The organism is Nocardioides sp. J54 (assembly GCF_000519005.1).
Classification (GTDB): Bacteria; Actinomycetota; Actinomycetes; order Propionibacteriales; family Nocardioidaceae; genus Nocardioides.
In genome coordinates this window covers 32595-47541 of sequence record NZ_JAER01000022.1, presented here as the reverse complement: position 1 = coordinate 47541, position 14947 = coordinate 32595, and the positions used below count along the sequence as shown (strand labels likewise).

Genomic DNA, 14947 nt, shown 5'->3' with positions numbered 1-14947 from the left:
CGGCCATGGTCCGCTACGACAGCCTCCTGACCTCCGTCGGCAACACGCCGCTGGTGGGGCTGCCGCGACTCTCGGCCCCGTTCAACACCCCGGGTGCGCCGGAGGTGCGGATCTGGGCCAAGCTCGAGGACCGCAACCCGACCGGTTCGATCAAGGACCGGCCCGCGCTCCGGATGATCGAGGAGGCGGAGAAGGACGGCACGCTGCGTCCCGGCTGCACGATCCTCGAGCCGACGTCCGGCAACACCGGCATCTCGATCGCGATGGCGGCCAAGCTCAAGGGCTACCGCACCGTCTTCGTGATGCCCGAGAACACCTCTGAGGAGCGGCGCCAGCTGCTGCGGATGTGGGGGGCGGAGATCTTCTCCTCGCCCGCCGCCGGCGGCTCCAACGAGGCCGTGCGCGTCGCCAAGCAGATGGCGGCCGAGCACCCCGACTGGGTGATGCTCTACCAGTACGGCAACGCGGCCAACGCCCTCGCGCACGAGGAGGGCACCGGACCCGAGATCCTCGCCGACCTGCCGAACGTCACGCACTTCGTCGCCGGCCTCGGCACGACCGGCACGCTGATGGGCGTCTCCCGCTTCTTCCGCCGGGCGAAGCCCGACGTGCGCATCGTCGCCGCCGAGCCGCGCTACGGCGAGCTCGTCTACGGCCTGCGCAACCTCGACGAGGGCTTCGTCCCCGAGCTGTACGACGCCGAGCTGATCGACAGCCGGTTCTCGGTCGGACCGCGTGACGCCGTGCGCCGGGTGCGGGAGCTGCTGGAGATGGAGGGCATCTTCGCCGGCATCTCCACCGGCGCGATCCTGCATGCCGCGCTCGGCCAGGCGGCCAAGGCGGCGAAGGCGGGCGAGGCCGCCGACATCGCGTTCGTGGTCGCCGACGGCGGCTGGAAGTACCTCTCGACCGGTGCCTACGAGGGCACGATCGACGAGGCGGAGGACCGCCTCGAGGGCCAGCTCTGGGCTTGAGCCCGGCCCCCACGGGCGACGTATTGTGGAGCGATGCGACTCCGCGGAACCGTCCTCGCGCTGTGCTGCGTGCTCGCCGTCGCCACCCCGGCGGCCGCCGACGAGGCGACGCCCGGCTCGGGTGACCTGCCGGCCTTCACCCAGGTGGAGGCGCCGCAGGTCACCGGCGTGCGCCGCTTCGGGCAGACCCTGCGCGCCGAGCCCGGGCGGTGGCGCCCGGCGCCGGCGACGGTGCGCTACCAGTGGCTGCGCGACGACCGACCGATCACCGGTGCCACCGGCCGCCGCTACCAGGTCCGGCCCGCCGACGTGGGCCACCGGCTCGGTGTGAAGGTCGTCCTGCGCCACCCCGAGCGGAAGACGGCGATCGCGACCGCCCGGACCGGGGTCGTGCGCCACCGGGTCGACGTGCGCCGCGTCGTCCGCTACTCGGTGCGGGTCAAGGGCGCCGTGCGCACCGACGTCGCCACCTTCCGTCGGCAGGCCCAGGAGACCTTCGACGACCCGCGCGGCTGGCGGGGCCGGGGAGTGCGCTTCGTCCCGGTCCGCTCCGGCGGCGGCTTCACGCTGTGGATCTCGGCGGCGTCCCGTGTCCCCGGCTTCTCCTCCGGGTGCAGCGCGGAGTGGTCGTGCCGGGTCGGGCGCAACGTCATCATCAACGCGACCCGCTGGAAGCACGCCTCCCCGGCCTGGAACCGCGCCGGCCGTTCGCTGCGCTCCTACCGGCACATGGTCGTCAACCACGAGACCGGGCACTGGCTCGGCAAGGGCCATGCCTCCTGCCCGCGCCGCGGCGCCCTCGCGCCGGTGATGATGCAGCAGTCGAAGGGCACCCAGGGCTGCCGCTTCAACCCGTGGCCGACGCTGCGCGAGCTGCGCCGCTGACCGGGGGACCGGGTGCCGGCCCGATCAGCGGTGCCAGGTCAGGTGCTGCGACCGGTTCCAGAGGCTGCCCGCGACCGGGCCGAGGCCGAGCACCTTCGTCGCGAGGTTGGCCAGGTCGCCGTTGCGGACCGGCTGCGCCCCGCTCACGCCGGGGCGGCCGCGGCCGGGGTTGCGCAGCGTCGGGTTGAGGTCGTAGAGGTCGCCGTGGTCGACGCCGGCGCCCCAGACGATGAACGGGACGCGGTAGTTCTCGAAGCTGGTCGCGGCGCCGTGGCCGTTCGTGCCCGGGACGCCGCCGTGGTCGGCGGTGAGGACGACGACCGTCGAGCGTGCCAGGCGCGGCGTGCTGCGGACCGTCGACAGCACCTGGCCGACGAGCCGGTCGAGGCGCACCACGGCGTCGAGGTAGGGCCGGGTCATCCAGCCGCGCGCGTGGCCGGTCTTGTCGGCCAGGCCCAGGTGCAGGAAGGCGAAGGACCGCTTCGTGGCCACGATGTCGCGGCGGAAGAGCCTCGTGAGGGCGACGTCGTCGGCGTCGCGGATCACCGTGCGGTGCACGGCCTGCGACCACGACCGGCCGAAGAGGGTGAACTTCTGCTTGGTCGAGAACAGCGCCGTGCGACCGCCGCCGCGGTGGACGGTCCGGAACACCGAGGACACGTCGTGGCCGGCGGCCCCGTGCACCGTCGTCCCCGGGCGGTGGGTGTTCCACGTGACGCCGTGGCCGTCCGCGGCTGCGCGGATCCGGCGGCCGGTGACCATGCTCGTGTGGTTGGGCAGGGTGACCGTCTGCTCGACCTGGGCCCGGGCGTTGAGGGTGTAGGCGCCCTCCCGGATCATCCGGTAGAGGTGCGGCAGCCGGCTGCGGCCGAGCCGGGTGATCGCGCGGGGGTTGAGGCCGTCGAGGGAGATGGCGACGACGCGCTTGCCGTTGATCGCCGAGGCGCGCGGCACCTGCTGCGAGGTCGGCACCAGCTGGCGCGACGCCGGCTGCTCCTGCGCGCCGGAACAGCTCGCCAGGAAGGGCAGCAGCAGGGCGAGGGCGAGCGCCGCGGCGGTCCCCGGGAGGCGCCCGAGCCGGTCACCAGAGGTCATCGCACGAGCATAGGCGTGAGCGTCGTCATGACGTGATCTCGGTCCCGCAATGCCGACCCGGGAGGGGCCGACGCCGTAGTCTGGCCGGGTGCGGAACCACGACCACCTCGACGTCGATGCCCCTATCGGGATCTTCGACTCCGGGTTCGGCGGGCTCACCGTCGCACGGTCGGTCATCGACCAGCTGCCGCACGAGTCGATCACCTACGTCGGCGACACCGCCCGCCAGCCGTACGGCCCCAAGCCGATCGGGGAGGTGCGCGAGTACGCCCTCGAGTGCCTCGACCACCTCGTCGAGCAGGGTGTCAAGGCCCTCGTCATCGCGTGCAACTCCGCCTCCGCCGCGATGCTGCGCGACGCCCGCGAGCGGTACGACGTCCCGGTGGTCGAGGTGATCTACCCGGCCACCCGGCGCGCGGTCGCCGCCAGCCGCAACAACCGGATCGGCGTGATCTGCACGCGGTCCACCGCCGAGTCGATGGCCTACGACGACGCCTTCGCCGCGGCGCCCCAGATCTCCCTGACCACGCGTGCCTGCCCGCGCTTCGTGGACTTCGTCGAGGCCGGCGTGACGGGCGGCGAGGAGCTCATCGCCGTCGCGCACGAGTACCTCGACCCGCTGAGCGAGCTCGGCATCGACACCCTGATCCTCGGCTGCACCCACTACCCGCTGCTGACCGGCGTCATCTCCTACGTCATGGGCGACGAGGTGACCCTGGTGAGCAGCGCCGAGGAGTGCGCCAAGGACGTCTACCGGATGCTCGCCGACACCGGCCTGATGCGGCCGGCCGGCGAGCCGACGTACACCTTCTCCACCACGGGCTCCCCGGCGGAGTTCGCGACGATCGGGCGCCGGTTCCTCGGCCCCGAGCTGGTGGCGGCCGGACAGTTCGCAGGGGGACTTGCATGAGTGAAGACGTGGCTCCGGAGACGACGCGGCTCCGGGTCCCGGACGCCCCGGCGGACCGCTCCGTGCGGCTGACGGTCGTGGGGTGCTCGGGCTCCTACCCGGGTCCCGAGTCGCCGGCCAGCTGCTACCTCGTGCAGGCCACCGACGCGCTGCGCACGTGGAGCCTGGTGCTCGACATGGGCAACGGCGCGCTCGGCGCGCTGCAGCGCTACGTCGACCCGCTGCAGGTGGACGCGGTGTTCCTCAGCCACCTGCACGCCGACCACTGTGTCGACATGACCAGCTACTACGTGCTGCGCAAGTACCACCCGTCCGGCACCCAGCCGCGGATCCCCGTGTGGGGCCCGAAGGGCACCGCGAAGCGGCTCGCGAAGGCCTACGACCTGCCCCGCAAGCCGGGGATGCGCGAGGAGTTCTCCTTCCGGGTCTACAAGGAGCCGGTCGAGGTCGGACCGTTCACGATCGAGCCGTTCGAGGTCGACCACCCGGTGCCGGCGTACGGCCTGCGCGTCAGCGCGTTCGGCAAGGTGCTCGGCTACAGCGGCGACACCGGCCCCACGGCCGCGCTCGACGCGATCGCCGCGGACGCCGACCTGTTCCTGTGCGAGGCGTCCTTCCGCAGCTGCGACGACAACCCGCCCCACCTCCACCTGACCGGCCAGGAGGCCGGCGAGGTCGCGACGCGGGCCGGGTCGAAGCGGCTCGTGGTCACCCACGTGCCGCCGTGGCACGACGCGCAGACCATGCTCGCCGAGGCGGGCAAGGCGTACGACGGGCCGACCGAGCTCGCCGTGCAGGGCGCCGTCTTCGACCTCTGAGCCCGCGTCAGCGGCGGGCGGCCTCGATGGTCAGCGCGATCTGCACGCGGTTCGTCGTCTCCAGCTTGTCGAAGAGCCGCGACACGTGGCCCTTGACCGTCGGCACCGACAGGTGCAGCTCGGCGGCGATCTCGGCGTTGGACAGCCCGCGGCCGACGGCCAGGGCCACGTCGAGCTCGCGCTCGGTGAGCCGGTCGAGCCGACGCCGGGCGTCGGCGGCCCGGTCGTCGCCGGTGTCGGTGCGCACCCGCTCGATGAGCGTGCGGGTCACCGAGGGGGAGAGTATCGGGTCGCCGTCGGCGACCTTGCGGATCGCGGCGACGATCTCGCTGGGTGGGGTGTCCTTGAGCAGGAAGCCGTCGGCGCCAGCCGCGAGCGCGCCGACCACGTAGTCGTCGGCGTCGAAGGTGGTCAGCACGATCACCCGCGGCGGGTCCGGCTCGCCGTGCAGGACGCGAGTCGCGGCGAGGCCGTCGAGCACCGGCATCCGGATGTCCATCAGCACGACGTCGGGCGCCATCTCCCGGGCGAGCCGCACGCCGGCCTTGCCGTCGGGCGCCTCGCCCACGACCGCGATGTCCGCCTGCCCGCCCAGCATGAGGGCGAGCGCGGAGCGCACCAGCGGGTCGTCGTCGACGACCAGCACCCGGGTCACGCCCCCGGACCGGTCGCCCTGCCCACTCGTGTCACTCACCGCACGGCCTCCTCGGCGGACCACGGTAGCCACGCCCGGAGCACGAACGACGCCGGCCTGCCGTTCCCCGGCGAGGTGCCCTCGACGCCGTGCGCGAGCCAGCCGCCGCGCAGCTCCGCGCGCTCGGTGAGGCCGACCAGGCCGAGCCCGGCACCGGGGGTGCGGGTCGGGCCGAAGCCCAGGGCGTTGCGCAGCACGATGTCGACGCCGGTGTCGGGGGAGCCGCCGACGTGGACGTGCAGGGTGGCGGCCGGGGCGTGCTTGGTCGCGTTGGTGATGCCCTCCTGCACGATGCGGTAGGCCGTGCGCCCGACCGCGGCCGGTGGGGGCTCGTGGGCGACCAGCCCGTCGTCGTACTCGATGGTGGCGCCGGCCGCGCGGGCCTCGGCGACGAGCTCCCCGATGTCGGCGTACGTCGGCTGGGGGACCGTCGCGGGGACGTCGGCCTCCTCGTCGCGGAGCACGCCGAGCACCTCGCGGAGGTCGCTCAGCGCCTCGTGGGCCTTGGTCTGGATGACGGTGAGGCTGCTGCGCATCTCGTCGGCCGACAGGTCCTCGCGGAAGGTCAGTGCGCCGGCGTGCATGGAGATCTGCGAGATCCGGTGGGCGAGCACGTCGTGCATCTCCCGGGCGATGCGGGCGCGCTCGTTGGTCCGGGCCTGGCTGGCGCGCAGGTCGCGCTCGGCCTCGGCGGTCTCGGCGCGCTGCCGCAGCGTCCACAGCAGCTCGCGGCGCGAGCCGATGAACATGCCCCACGCCATCGTCGCCGCGACGGCCGCCACGCTGACCGACGCGACCAGCCACCCCGGGTCGGAGCTGGTCACCGGCTGGAGCTGGTAGTAGAGCCAGTCCCCGGCGAGCGTGGCGACCGCGACGACCGCGACCTGCCACCACCGTCGCCGGGTCGCGAGGGAGACCGCCGCGAGCGTCGACGCCCCGGCCGCGAGGGAGCTGAGCGGGAGCATCGCGGTGGTGGCGAGGGCGACCGCCAGCGGCCAGCGCCGGCGCCACCACACGACCGCGAGGGCGAGGACGCCGAACGCGAGGTCGCCCCAGAACAGCAACGGCCGCTCCTCGGCCTGGGCCTCGACCACCGGGACCCAGACCACGAGACCGATGGTGACCGCGACCAGGTAGCGCCACAGGTGGCTCCACCACCGCAGGGGCGGCTGGTAGACGTCGGGGCACTCCACGCCGTCGAGACTAGGGTGTCCCGCGCCCGGCGCGGGAGCGCCGTGGGGAGCAACAGCCCCCTACCGAGGTAGGGGTGTGTTCCAGCCGCCCGGCCGATGTGCGCCGGAGGTGGGTCCGGCAGGCTTGGACCATGATCACCGTAGATCGACTCACCGTCTCCTACGGCGCGTTCACCGCTGTCGACGACGTCAGCTTCGTCGCACAGCCGGGCCGCGTGACCGGCTTCCTCGGGCCCAACGGCGCGGGCAAGTCGACCACGATGCGTGTGATGGTCGGCCTCACCCCGCCCACCCGCGGACAGGCCACCATCGGCGGACTGCGCTACCACGACATCCCCAACCCGGGCCGGCACGTCGGCGCCCTGCTCGACGCGGGTGCCCAGCACGCCGGTCGCACCGGTCGGGAGATCCTCACCATCGGCGCCCAGACGATGGGCCTGCCGCGCACGCGCGTCGACGAGATGCTCGAGCTGGTCGGGCTCACCGACGCCGAGGCGCGCCGCCGGCTGCGCAACTACTCGCTCGGCATGAAGCAGCGCCTCGGCATCGCCCACGCCCTGCTGGGCGACCCGTCGGTGCTGATCCTCGACGAGCCGGCCAACGGCCTCGACCCCGCCGGCATCCGGTGGATGCGCGGCCTGCTCAAGGGGTACGCCGACCGCGGCGGCACCGTCCTGCTGTCCAGCCACCTCCTGCACGAGGTCGAGCAGATCGCCGACGAGATGATCCTCATCGGCCACGGCCGGATCGTCGCGCAGGGCGACCGCAAGACCCTGCTCGAGCGGGCGGGCAACGCCGCGGTCACCCTCGTCACCTCCCTGGACAACGCGGCGCTCGCGACCGCCCTGACCGGGGCGGGCCACGCCGTCGAGCCGGCCGGCGAGGGGTTGAAGGCCCACGCGACGACCGAGGAGGTCGGTCGCGCCGCCCTCACGGCGGGCGTCGTCCTCACCGACCTCCGGTCCGGCGGCGCCGGGCTGGAGGACCTGTTCCTGGAGCTGACCTCGGAGACCGCGCGCGACGCGGTGCCGGGCGTCGCCGTCCCGACCGGAGGTACCCCGGCATGAGCACCACCGCACCCGTGACCCTCGACCTGTCCAAGAGCGGCCCCACGCCCTTCTCCCGCCTGGTGAAGGTGGAGTGGCGCAAGATGGTCGACACCCGTGGCGGCCTGTGGCTGATGGGCATCACCGCCGGCCTCCTGCTGCTGGTGATGGCGCTGGTCGTCCTCGTCGTCGGGCTCAACGACGGCCGGGTCGACGGCAACGACCTCTCGCAGGTCTTCACCATCCCGGTCTCGCTGCTGCTCCCGGTCTTCGCCATCCTCACCGTCACCAGCGAGTGGAGCCAGCGCACGGCGCTCGCGAGCTTCACCCTCGAGCCGCACCGCGGCCGGGTGATCCTCGCCAAGCTGGTCGCGGTCTCCGCGCTCGCCGTCGCCACGATCGTCGTCGCGTTCGTCGTCGGCGCGGTGACCAACGTGCTGTGCGCCCTCGTCACGGACAACCCGCTGGCGTGGAACCTCGACCTGAGCACGCTGGTGTGGATCGTGATCAGCCAGCTCGCGTTCTTCGCGATGGGGTTCGCGCTGGCCTGCCTGATGCTGAACACCCCCGGCGCGATCAGCGTCTTCTACGTCGTCGCGCTGCTCATGCCGCTGATGGTGTGGTCGACGCTCTACGCGATCTTCGACTGGGCGAAGGACGTCCTGCCGTGGATCGACATCAACACCGCGATCACGCCGCTGACCACCGACGGCTACGACATCATCGGCGAGCCGGTCGACGTCGGCCTCGTCAACTACGTCCAGGGCGTCTGGACGCTCGTGCTGTGGGTCGGCATCCCGGTCACCCTCGGCATGTGGCGCATCCTGCGCGCCGAGGTGAAGTAGGCGGCGACCGCCGTCGGCGCGGCCGTCGGGGTGCTCGGTAGGTTTCTCCCATGAGCACCCGCGAGGACGGCCGCGCCGACGACGAGCTGCGCCCCATCACGTTCACCCGCAACTGGCTCGACCACCCCGCCGGCTCGGTGCTGGTGGAGTTCGGCCGCACCCGCGTGCTGTGCGCCGCCTCCGCCTCCGAGGGTGTCCCGCGCTGGCGCAAGGGCTCGGGCCTGGGCTGGGTGACGGCGGAGTACGCGATGCTCCCCGCCGCGACGAACACCCGCTCCGACCGTGAGTCCGTCAAGGGCCGCATCGGCGGTCGCACCCACGAGATCAGCCGCCTCATCGGCCGCTCGCTGCGCGCGGTCATCGACAACAAGGTGCTCGGCGAGAACACCATCCAGATCGACTGCGACGTGCTCCAGGCCGACGGTGGCACCCGCACCGCCGCCATCACCGGCGCGTACGTCGCGCTGGCCGACGCCTGTGCCAAGCTCGGCGTGCCCGGCGCGCTCACCGGCTCGGTGGCCGCCGTCAGCGTCGGCATCATCGACGGTGTGCCGCGCCTCGACCTGCCCTACGTCGAGGACGTCCGTGCCGAGACCGACATGAACGTCGTGATGACCGGCGACGGCAAGTTCGTCGAGGTGCAGGGCACCGCCGAGGGCGCCGCCTTCGACCGCGGCGAGCTCGACGCCCTGCTCGCGCTGGCCGAGAAGGGCTGCGCCGACCTCACCCGGATGCAGCAGGAGGTCCTGGGCTCGTGAAGGTCCTCGTCGCCTCCCGCAACGCCAGGAAGCTGGAGGAGATGCAGCGGATCCTCGCCGAGCACCTCCAGGGCGTCGAGGTCGTCGGGCTCGACGACGTCACGCCCTTCGAGGAGCCGGTCGAGGACCAGCCGACCTTCGAGGGCAACGCGCTGCTCAAGGCCCGTGCGGGCGTCGCCGCCACCGGCCTGCCGACGATCGCCGACGACTCCGGGCTGTGCGTCGACGCCCTCAACGGCATGCCGGGGGTGCTCTCGGCGCGCTGGTCCGGCCCGCCGAAGAGCGACGAGCGGAACAACCAGCTGTTGCTGGCGCAGCTCGCCGACGTGCCGGACGAGCGGCGCACGGCCCACTTCGCCTGCGCCGTCGCGCTGGTCCGTGCCGACGGCCGCGAGCTGGTCGTCGAGGGCCGCATGGAGGGCCGGGTGATCCGCGAGGTCCGCGGCACCGGCGGCTTCGGCTACGACGTGCTCTTCGTCGCCGACGAGCACCCCGGCCGCACCACGGCCGAGCTCAGCCGCGAGGACAAGGACGCGATCTCGCACCGCGGCCGTGCGCTGCGCGAGCTCGCGCCGCTCGTCGCCGACTTCCTGGCCTGACGGGCCCATCGGCCCATCGGTGCCGGAGGCGGGACTCGAACCCGCACACCCGAAGGCACAGGAACCTAAATCCTGCGTGTCTGCCAGTTCCACCACTCCGGCTGGGCGCAAGGGAGTCTAGGACCCGCCGACGCCCGGGGAGACCCGGGCCGTCAGCCCTGCCACTGCCAGGTGCTGAGGATCTTGTCGAACTCCTCGAGCACGTCGTCGTCGCCCGCCTTGAGCGACACGGTGATCGAGTAGCCCTTGTCACCGCTGATGACCAGGTGCGAGCGCTGCACGACGTCGACGTTGCTGTCGTTGGTGCGGGCGATGTCGACGGTGAGCGCGGTCTGGCCGTCGATGGAGATGTTGGCGGCGTCGTTGATCTCGGCGGAGCTGTCACCGGAGACCAGTGCGGTCTTCCAGTTGTCCTTGAGGTCGTTGGGGTCGGTGTAGCCGTACGACGACTGGGTCTCGATGATCACGTTGCCGCGCGCGGTGTTGAAGGTGTCGCCCCAGAGCAGCACCTTGTCGAGGGTGGAGGTGTTGGAGTTCTGCGACTTGAACTCCTCGGTGCCGTCGGTCCAGCCCTTCGGCACCTGGACCTCGTAGCCGAGGCCCTCGAAGCGGTCACCACCGATGTCAGGGACGTCCGAGCCGGGCGTGGACTGCGTGTCGGTCGGCGTCGGGTCGTCGGTCGCCTTCCGCTCCGGGTCGTCGTCGCCACTGAGCGCGACCGCGGCGATGATGCCGCCGATCACCAGGACGAGCACCAGGGCGACCGCGCCGATGACGAGGCCGGTCTTGCCCTTCTTCGGTGGAGTCGGCTGGGACCAGCCGCCGCCGTAGGGCTGCTGCGGCCCGCCGCCGTAGCCTCCGGCGACCGCCACCGGCTGGTGCGGCGGCGAGACGACCGGCTGCTGGGGGTGGGCGACCGGGGAGGTGACCGGCGACGGGGCCGGCGGCTGGCCGGGGGAGGCCACCGGGGAGTGGCCCGGCGACTGCACCGGCGGGACCGGCGGGGGCGGCGCCGTCGTACCTGCGTCGGGGTCGAGGCCGGTGACCAGGTGCTCGGGCACCTTGCCCAGGGCGTAGCCGAGGACGGCGACGGCCCACTGGCAGCCGCGCACGTCGGCACTGCCGCGGTCGCGGGCCAGGCGCTGCCCGGCCGACTCGACGGCGTCGGCGGGGTTGGCGCCGCTGTCGAGCATGGTGACCATGCCGTCGAGCGCGCCGAGCCGGACGGCGTCGGTCAGCAGGTTGATGGTGCCGCTGGAGGCCTGGCCCTCGTCGAGGTAGTCGTCGAGGGAGCCGCGGAAGGCGGTCGCGTCACGGAACAGGTCGTGTCCGTGGTCGCGGGCGAGGTCGGCGAGCGACTGGTGGAGCTTCATCACTGTCCTTCGGAGTGGTCGGTCCCTAGGCGGTCAGGCCCAGGTCCCTCCTGAGCTTGGCGACGTGACCGGTCGCCTTGACGTTGTACTGCGCGAGCTCGAGCGTGCCGTCGGCGCCGACGACGAAGGTCGACCGGATGACGCCCTCGACAATCTTGCCGTAGAGCTTCTTCTCCCCAAAGGCTCCGTAGGCCTTGTGCGTGGCGAGCTCGGGGTCGGAGAGCAGGGTGATCGTGAGCCCGTCGCGCTCGCGGAACTTCGCCAGCTTCGCCGGCGCGTCCCTGGAGATGCCGACGACGGTGTAGCCGGCCGCCTGCAGCGAGTCGAGGGAGTCGGTGAAGTCGCACGCCTGCTTGGTGCAGCCCGGCGTCATCGCAGCGGGGTAGAAGTACACGATCACCTTGTCCCCGCCCTCGAGCAGCGAGGACAGGGAGACGGCCTCGCCGGTGTCGGAGGTGAGCTCGAACGCGGGCGCGGTGTCGCCGGGGGAGAGGCGGGCCGGGTCGGTCATGGGGTGCGATCACTCCTGAGGCGCAGGTGCTGTTGCAAATGACATGCAATAAGGTGGTCGTTGTTCGTGACCATCCAACTACACCCGCCCGAACGGAGCAGCGAGATGCACGTCCCTGACGGATTCCTCGACGCGCCCACGTCGGTCGCCACGGGGGTGGTCGCGGCGGCAGGTGTCGGCATCGCGCTGCGCCGCGCCCGCGCCGAGCTCGACGACCGCACCGCCCCGATGGCCGGCCTCGTCGCCGCCTTCGTCTTCGCCGGGCAGATGATCAACTTCCCGGTCGGCGCCGGCACCAGCGGCCACCTGCTCGGCGGGGCGCTGGCCGCCGTGCTCGTCGGCCCGTGGACCGGAGCGCTGTGCATCAGCGTCGTGCTGCTGGTCCAGGGCCTGTTCATGGCCGACGGCGGGCTGACCGCGCTCGGCACGAACATCACGCTCCTGGCGCTCATCAGCGTCGTCGTCGGGTACGGCGCCTTCGTGCTCCTGCGCGCGGTGCTGCCGCGCTCGGTCGCATCGGTCCCGATCGCCGCTGCCGGCGGTGCGCTGGTCTCGGTGCCGGCAGCCGCCGCGGTGTTCACCCTCCTCTTCGCGATCGGCGGCACCGCCGACGTGGCCACCGGCAAGGTGCTGACCGCCATGCTCGGCTGGCACACCGTGATCGGCATCGGCGAGGCGGTCGTGACCGGCCTCGTCGTCAGTGCCGTCGTCGCGTCCCGCCCCGACCTCGTCCACGGTGCCCGCGGCCTCGCCGCGCGCCGCCCCCTCGTCACCTCGGAGGCAGCAGCATGAGCAGCACGAGCCGCACCAGCGGCCGCCGCAGGTTCTGGGCGGTCGCCCTCCTGGTCACCCTGCTGGTCGCCGGAGTCGGCAGCTACTACGCCAGCAGCCACCCCGACGGCCTGGAGTACGTCGCCGAGAAGACCGGCTTCATCGACACCGCCGAGGACCCGGTCGACACCGGCAGCCCGTTCGCGGACTACGGCACGAAGGGGGTCGAGGACGAGCGGCTCAGCGGCGGCATCGCCGGCGTGGCCGGCGTGGGGCTGACCCTCCTCGTGGGCGGCGGCCTGTTCTGGCTGCTGCGCCGTCGTACACCCGCGGACCAGCCCGGCCCGCAGGACGACGCCCGGGGCGACAGCCAGCCCGAGCCGGCCCACCACTGACGTGGGCGCGGGACACGGCCACCGGCTGCACTTCCACGGCCACTCCGTGGTGCACCGTGCCCCGGCGCACCTGAAGATCCTCGCGCTGCTGGCCTTCGTCCTCGTCGTCGTCGCCACCCCGCGCGACTGGTACGCCGCCTACGCGGTGCACCTCGCGATCCTGCTCGGTGTCGTCGCGGCCTCGCGGGTGCCGCTGGGCTACCTGCTGCCCCGGATGGTCATCGAGGTGCCCTTCCTGCTGTTCGCCGCGCTCATCCCGTTCATCGCCGAGGGACCGCAGGTCGCCGTCGCCCTGCCCGGCGGGTGGGAGCTCAGTGTCTCCGAGCCCGGCCTGCTCGCCGCGTGGGGCCTGGCCGCGAAGGGCACGCTCGGCGTGCTCGCCTCCCTCACCCTCGCCGCGACCACCGAGCCGGACGCGGTGCTGCGCGGCCTGCAGCGGCTGCGGATGCCCGAGCTGCTGGTGCAGATCATGGCGTTCATGGTGCGCTACCTCGACGTGGTCACCGCCGACCTCGGCCGGATGCTGACCGCGATGCGCTCACGCGGTGCCGACCCCCGCTCGCCGCGGCACTGGCCGGCCCTCGCGCGCACCCTCGGCGCGCTCTTCGTCCGTTCCTACGAGCGGGGGGAGCGGGTGCACCTGGCCATGCTCTCGCGCGGGTACGACGGCCGCCTGCCCGACGTGGAGGGCGCCCGATGACCCCCGTGCTGGACCTCCAGGGCGTCGCCTTCGCCTACCCCGACGGGCACCAGGCGCTGTTCGGCGTGGACCTGCACGTCCACCCGGGCGAGCGGGTCGCGCTCCTGGGGCCCAACGGCGCGGGCAAGACCACCCTCGTGCTGCACCTCAACGGGATCCTGTCGGCCGAGTCCGGCCACGGTGCGGGCTCGGTCAGGGTGAGCGGCCTGCCGGTGACGAAGAAGAACCTCGCCGAGATCCGGCGCCGGGTCGGCATCGTCTTCCAGGACCCCGACGACCAGCTCTTCATGGGCTCGGTGCGGGCCGACGTGGCGTTCGGGCCCGCCAACCTCGGCCTGCGCGGCGCTGCGCTGGACAAGCGGGTGATGGACGCGCTGGAACAGGTCGGCATGGCGGAATTCGCCGACCGGCCGCCGCACCACCTCTCCTTCGGCCAGCGGCGCCGGGTCGCGGTCGCGACCGTGCTCGCGATGGAGCCGGAGATCCTCGTCCTCGACGAGCCGAGCTCCAACCTCGACCCCGCCTCGCGCCGCGAGCTCGCCGACATCCTGCGCAGCCTCGACGTCACGGTGCTGATGGTGACCCACGACCTGCCGTACGCCCTCGAGCTCTGCCCCCGCTCGGTGGTGCTCAGCGGGGGGCGGGTGGTGGCGGACGGGCGCACCTACGACGTGCTCACCGACGACGAGCTGATGCGTGCCCACAGGCTGGAGCTGCCGTGGGGCTTCGACCCGCGTTCCATCCCGGTTGATAGCCTGCCCGGGTGAGTGACACTCCCTCTGACATCGAGCGTGAGATCGAGGAGGCGCGCGAGCGCCTCGCCGGCACGATCGACCAGCTCCTCTACCGCTCGCACCCCAAGACGATCATCGGGCGCGAGGTGGCCCAGGTGAAGGCCTACTACGTCGACGTGGAGACGGGGGAGCCGCGCACCGACAACATCCTCAAGACCGTCGGTGGCGTGGTCGGCGTGATCGCCCTGATCGCCACCATCCGCACGATCACCCGCACGCGCTGAGGTGTCCGACAAGACCCCCATCAAGATGCTGCACGACCGCATCTTGTGCGAGACCGACACCGAGGCCGGCGAGCGCCGCTCGTCCGGCGGCATCGTCATCCCCGCCACGGCGGCGATGGGTGCGCGCCGGCTGGCCTGGTCGCGGGTAGTGGCGGTCGGACCGCATTGCCGGGCCGTCGTGACCGGCGACCGCGTGCTCTACGACCCCGAGGACAAGGCCGAGGTCGAGGTGGCCGGTGAGGTCTACGTCGTGATGCGCGAGCGCGACATCCACGCCGTCGCCGCCGACCGGCTCGGCGACGAGTCGGCCGGCCTCTACCTCTGAGGCTCCCGGGACCTCCCGCGGCCGACCCGTTCCCCGA

Annotated in this window: 19 protein-coding genes and 1 tRNA gene; 14 read left to right on the top strand and 6 right to left on the bottom strand. The window is 72.7% G+C overall.

Annotated elements, in window-relative coordinates:
• The first annotated feature begins 5 nt into the window (after nt 1-5).
• Together NOCJ54_RS0114460 and NOCJ54_RS28375 are read left to right on the top strand one after the other, a co-directional pair.
• Nucleotides 6-974 carry a PLP-dependent cysteine synthase family protein gene (locus NOCJ54_RS0114460; protein WP_028656060.1) on the top strand — a complete coding sequence of 323 codons (969 nt, stop codon included), beginning with the start codon at nt 6-8 and terminating at the stop codon, nt 972-974.
• A gap of 33 nt (nt 975-1007) precedes the next feature.
• Complete coding sequence (locus NOCJ54_RS28375; RefSeq protein WP_051485869.1) at nt 1008-1859, top strand: DUF3152 domain-containing protein; 852 nt, start codon at nt 1008-1010, stop codon at nt 1857-1859.
• A 24-nt stretch (nt 1860-1883) separates the two neighbouring features.
• On the opposite strand, the gene NOCJ54_RS29520 is transcribed toward NOCJ54_RS28375, so the two are convergent.
• Complete coding sequence (locus tag NOCJ54_RS29520) at nt 1884-2954, bottom strand: alkaline phosphatase family protein (protein ID WP_028656059.1); 1071 nt, start codon at nt 2952-2954, stop codon at nt 1884-1886.
• 88 nt (nt 2955-3042) lie between these two features.
• Between NOCJ54_RS29520 and murI the strand changes: the two genes are divergently transcribed.
• Together murI and NOCJ54_RS0114440 are read left to right on the top strand one after the other, a co-directional pair.
• Nucleotides 3043-3864, top strand: a complete 822-nt coding sequence (gene murI, locus NOCJ54_RS0114445; RefSeq protein WP_028656058.1) for a glutamate racemase — start codon at nt 3043-3045, stop codon at nt 3862-3864.
• On the top strand, nt 3861-4682 hold the full coding sequence (locus NOCJ54_RS0114440; RefSeq protein WP_232221794.1) for an MBL fold metallo-hydrolase: 822 nt from the start codon (nt 3861-3863) through the stop codon (nt 4680-4682). The genes murI and NOCJ54_RS0114440 overlap by 4 nt, the downstream gene beginning before the upstream one ends.
• A 7-nt stretch (nt 4683-4689) precedes the next feature.
• Here NOCJ54_RS0114440 and NOCJ54_RS0114435 read toward each other — a convergent pair whose 3' ends face one another.
• Complete coding sequence (locus NOCJ54_RS0114435) at nt 4690-5376, bottom strand: response regulator transcription factor (protein WP_261376647.1); 687 nt, start codon at nt 5374-5376, stop codon at nt 4690-4692.
• Nucleotides 5373-6569 (bottom strand): sensor histidine kinase, encoded by a 1197-nt coding sequence (locus NOCJ54_RS0114430; protein ID WP_028656055.1) that lies wholly within the window; start codon nt 6567-6569, stop codon nt 5373-5375. The genes NOCJ54_RS0114435 and NOCJ54_RS0114430 overlap by 4 nt, the downstream gene beginning before the upstream one ends.
• Before the next feature lie 131 nt (nt 6570-6700).
• Between NOCJ54_RS0114430 and NOCJ54_RS0114425 the strand changes: the two genes are divergently transcribed.
• From NOCJ54_RS0114425 to rdgB, 4 genes are read left to right on the top strand one after another with little or no spacing between them, the layout of a single operon-like run.
• A complete protein-coding gene (locus NOCJ54_RS0114425) occupies nt 6701-7636 on the top strand; it encodes an ABC transporter ATP-binding protein (protein ID WP_036518094.1) in 936 nt (311 codons plus the stop codon).
• On the top strand, nt 7633-8460 hold the full coding sequence (locus NOCJ54_RS0114420) for an ABC transporter permease subunit (RefSeq protein ID WP_028656053.1): 828 nt from the start codon (nt 7633-7635) through the stop codon (nt 8458-8460). The genes NOCJ54_RS0114425 and NOCJ54_RS0114420 overlap by 4 nt, the downstream gene beginning before the upstream one ends.
• 50 nt (nt 8461-8510) lie before the next feature.
• Nucleotides 8511-9218: a ribonuclease PH gene (gene rph / locus NOCJ54_RS0114415; RefSeq protein WP_028656052.1), complete on the top strand. Its 708-nt coding sequence runs from the start codon at nt 8511-8513 to the stop codon at nt 9216-9218.
• Complete coding sequence (gene rdgB / locus NOCJ54_RS0114410; protein ID WP_028656051.1) at nt 9215-9817, top strand: RdgB/HAM1 family non-canonical purine NTP pyrophosphatase; 603 nt, start codon at nt 9215-9217, stop codon at nt 9815-9817. The genes rph and rdgB overlap by 4 nt, the downstream gene beginning before the upstream one ends.
• 20 nt (nt 9818-9837) lie before the next feature.
• Here the strand turns inward: rdgB and NOCJ54_RS0114405 are convergent.
• The 3 genes from NOCJ54_RS0114405 to bcp form a co-directional block, all read right to left on the bottom strand.
• Nucleotides 9838-9919: transfer RNA gene (locus NOCJ54_RS0114405), tRNA-Leu, on the bottom strand.
• Nucleotides 9920-9969: 50 nt separating this feature from the next.
• Nucleotides 9970-11190 carry a hypothetical protein gene (locus tag NOCJ54_RS0114400; RefSeq protein WP_028656050.1) on the bottom strand — a complete coding sequence of 407 codons (1221 nt, stop codon included), beginning with the start codon at nt 11188-11190 and terminating at the stop codon, nt 9970-9972.
• Between the two features lie 25 nt (nt 11191-11215).
• Nucleotides 11216-11701: a thioredoxin-dependent thiol peroxidase gene (bcp, locus tag NOCJ54_RS0114395; protein WP_028656049.1), complete on the bottom strand. Its 486-nt coding sequence runs from the start codon at nt 11699-11701 to the stop codon at nt 11216-11218.
• A gap of 105 nt (nt 11702-11806) precedes the next feature.
• Between bcp and NOCJ54_RS29990 the strand changes: the two genes are divergently transcribed.
• From NOCJ54_RS29990 to NOCJ54_RS0114365, 6 genes are read left to right on the top strand one after another with little or no spacing between them, the layout of a single operon-like run.
• Nucleotides 11807-12493: an energy-coupling factor ABC transporter permease gene (locus NOCJ54_RS29990; RefSeq protein ID WP_036518093.1), complete on the top strand. Its 687-nt coding sequence runs from the start codon at nt 11807-11809 to the stop codon at nt 12491-12493.
• On the top strand, nt 12490-12867 hold the full coding sequence (locus tag NOCJ54_RS29985; protein ID WP_186449832.1) for a PDGLE domain-containing protein: 378 nt from the start codon (nt 12490-12492) through the stop codon (nt 12865-12867). The genes NOCJ54_RS29990 and NOCJ54_RS29985 overlap by 4 nt, the downstream gene beginning before the upstream one ends.
• Before the next feature lies 1 nt (nt 12868).
• On the top strand, nt 12869-13567 hold the full coding sequence (gene cbiQ, locus NOCJ54_RS25940; RefSeq protein ID WP_036518090.1) for a cobalt ECF transporter T component CbiQ: 699 nt from the start codon (nt 12869-12871) through the stop codon (nt 13565-13567).
• Complete coding sequence (locus NOCJ54_RS0114375) at nt 13564-14334, top strand: energy-coupling factor ABC transporter ATP-binding protein (RefSeq protein ID WP_028656047.1); 771 nt, start codon at nt 13564-13566, stop codon at nt 14332-14334. Before cbiQ ends, NOCJ54_RS0114375 begins: the two co-directional genes overlap by 4 nt.
• Nucleotides 14331-14585, top strand: a complete 255-nt coding sequence (locus NOCJ54_RS0114370; protein ID WP_028656046.1) for a DUF3618 domain-containing protein — start codon at nt 14331-14333, stop codon at nt 14583-14585. Before NOCJ54_RS0114375 ends, NOCJ54_RS0114370 begins: the two co-directional genes overlap by 4 nt.
• Before the next feature lies 1 nt (nt 14586).
• On the top strand, nt 14587-14910 hold the full coding sequence (locus NOCJ54_RS0114365) for a GroES family chaperonin (RefSeq protein ID WP_028656045.1): 324 nt from the start codon (nt 14587-14589) through the stop codon (nt 14908-14910).
• The last annotated feature ends 37 nt before the right edge of the window (nt 14911-14947 follow it).

What these genes read in the sequence shown, in the direction of transcription:
- NOCJ54_RS0114460 (WP_028656060.1), top strand. Translation starts at nt 6, where the DNA reads ATGGTCCGCTACGACAGCCTCCTGACCTCCGTCGGCAACACGCCGCTG.
- NOCJ54_RS28375 (WP_051485869.1), top strand. Translation starts at nt 1,008, where the DNA reads ATGCGACTCCGCGGAACCGTCCTCGCGCTGTGCTGCGTGCTCGCCGTC.
- NOCJ54_RS29520 (WP_028656059.1), bottom strand. Translation starts at nt 2,954, where the DNA reads ATGACCTCTGGTGACCGGCTCGGGCGCCTCCCGGGGACCGCCGCGGCG.
- NOCJ54_RS0114440 (WP_232221794.1), top strand. Translation starts at nt 3,861, where the DNA reads ATGAGTGAAGACGTGGCTCCGGAGACGACGCGGCTCCGGGTCCCGGAC.
- NOCJ54_RS0114425 (WP_036518094.1), top strand. Translation starts at nt 6,701, where the DNA reads ATGATCACCGTAGATCGACTCACCGTCTCCTACGGCGCGTTCACCGCT.
- NOCJ54_RS0114420 (WP_028656053.1), top strand. Translation starts at nt 7,633, where the DNA reads ATGAGCACCACCGCACCCGTGACCCTCGACCTGTCCAAGAGCGGCCCC.
- rph (WP_028656052.1), top strand. Translation starts at nt 8,511, where the DNA reads ATGAGCACCCGCGAGGACGGCCGCGCCGACGACGAGCTGCGCCCCATC.
- NOCJ54_RS0114400 (WP_028656050.1), bottom strand. Translation starts at nt 11,190, where the DNA reads ATGAAGCTCCACCAGTCGCTCGCCGACCTCGCCCGCGACCACGGACAC.
- bcp (WP_028656049.1), bottom strand. Translation starts at nt 11,701, where the DNA reads ATGACCGACCCGGCCCGCCTCTCCCCCGGCGACACCGCGCCCGCGTTC.
- NOCJ54_RS29990 (WP_036518093.1), top strand. Translation starts at nt 11,807, where the DNA reads ATGCACGTCCCTGACGGATTCCTCGACGCGCCCACGTCGGTCGCCACG.
- NOCJ54_RS29985 (WP_186449832.1), top strand. Translation starts at nt 12,490, where the DNA reads ATGAGCAGCACGAGCCGCACCAGCGGCCGCCGCAGGTTCTGGGCGGTC.
- NOCJ54_RS0114375 (WP_028656047.1), top strand. Translation starts at nt 13,564, where the DNA reads ATGACCCCCGTGCTGGACCTCCAGGGCGTCGCCTTCGCCTACCCCGAC.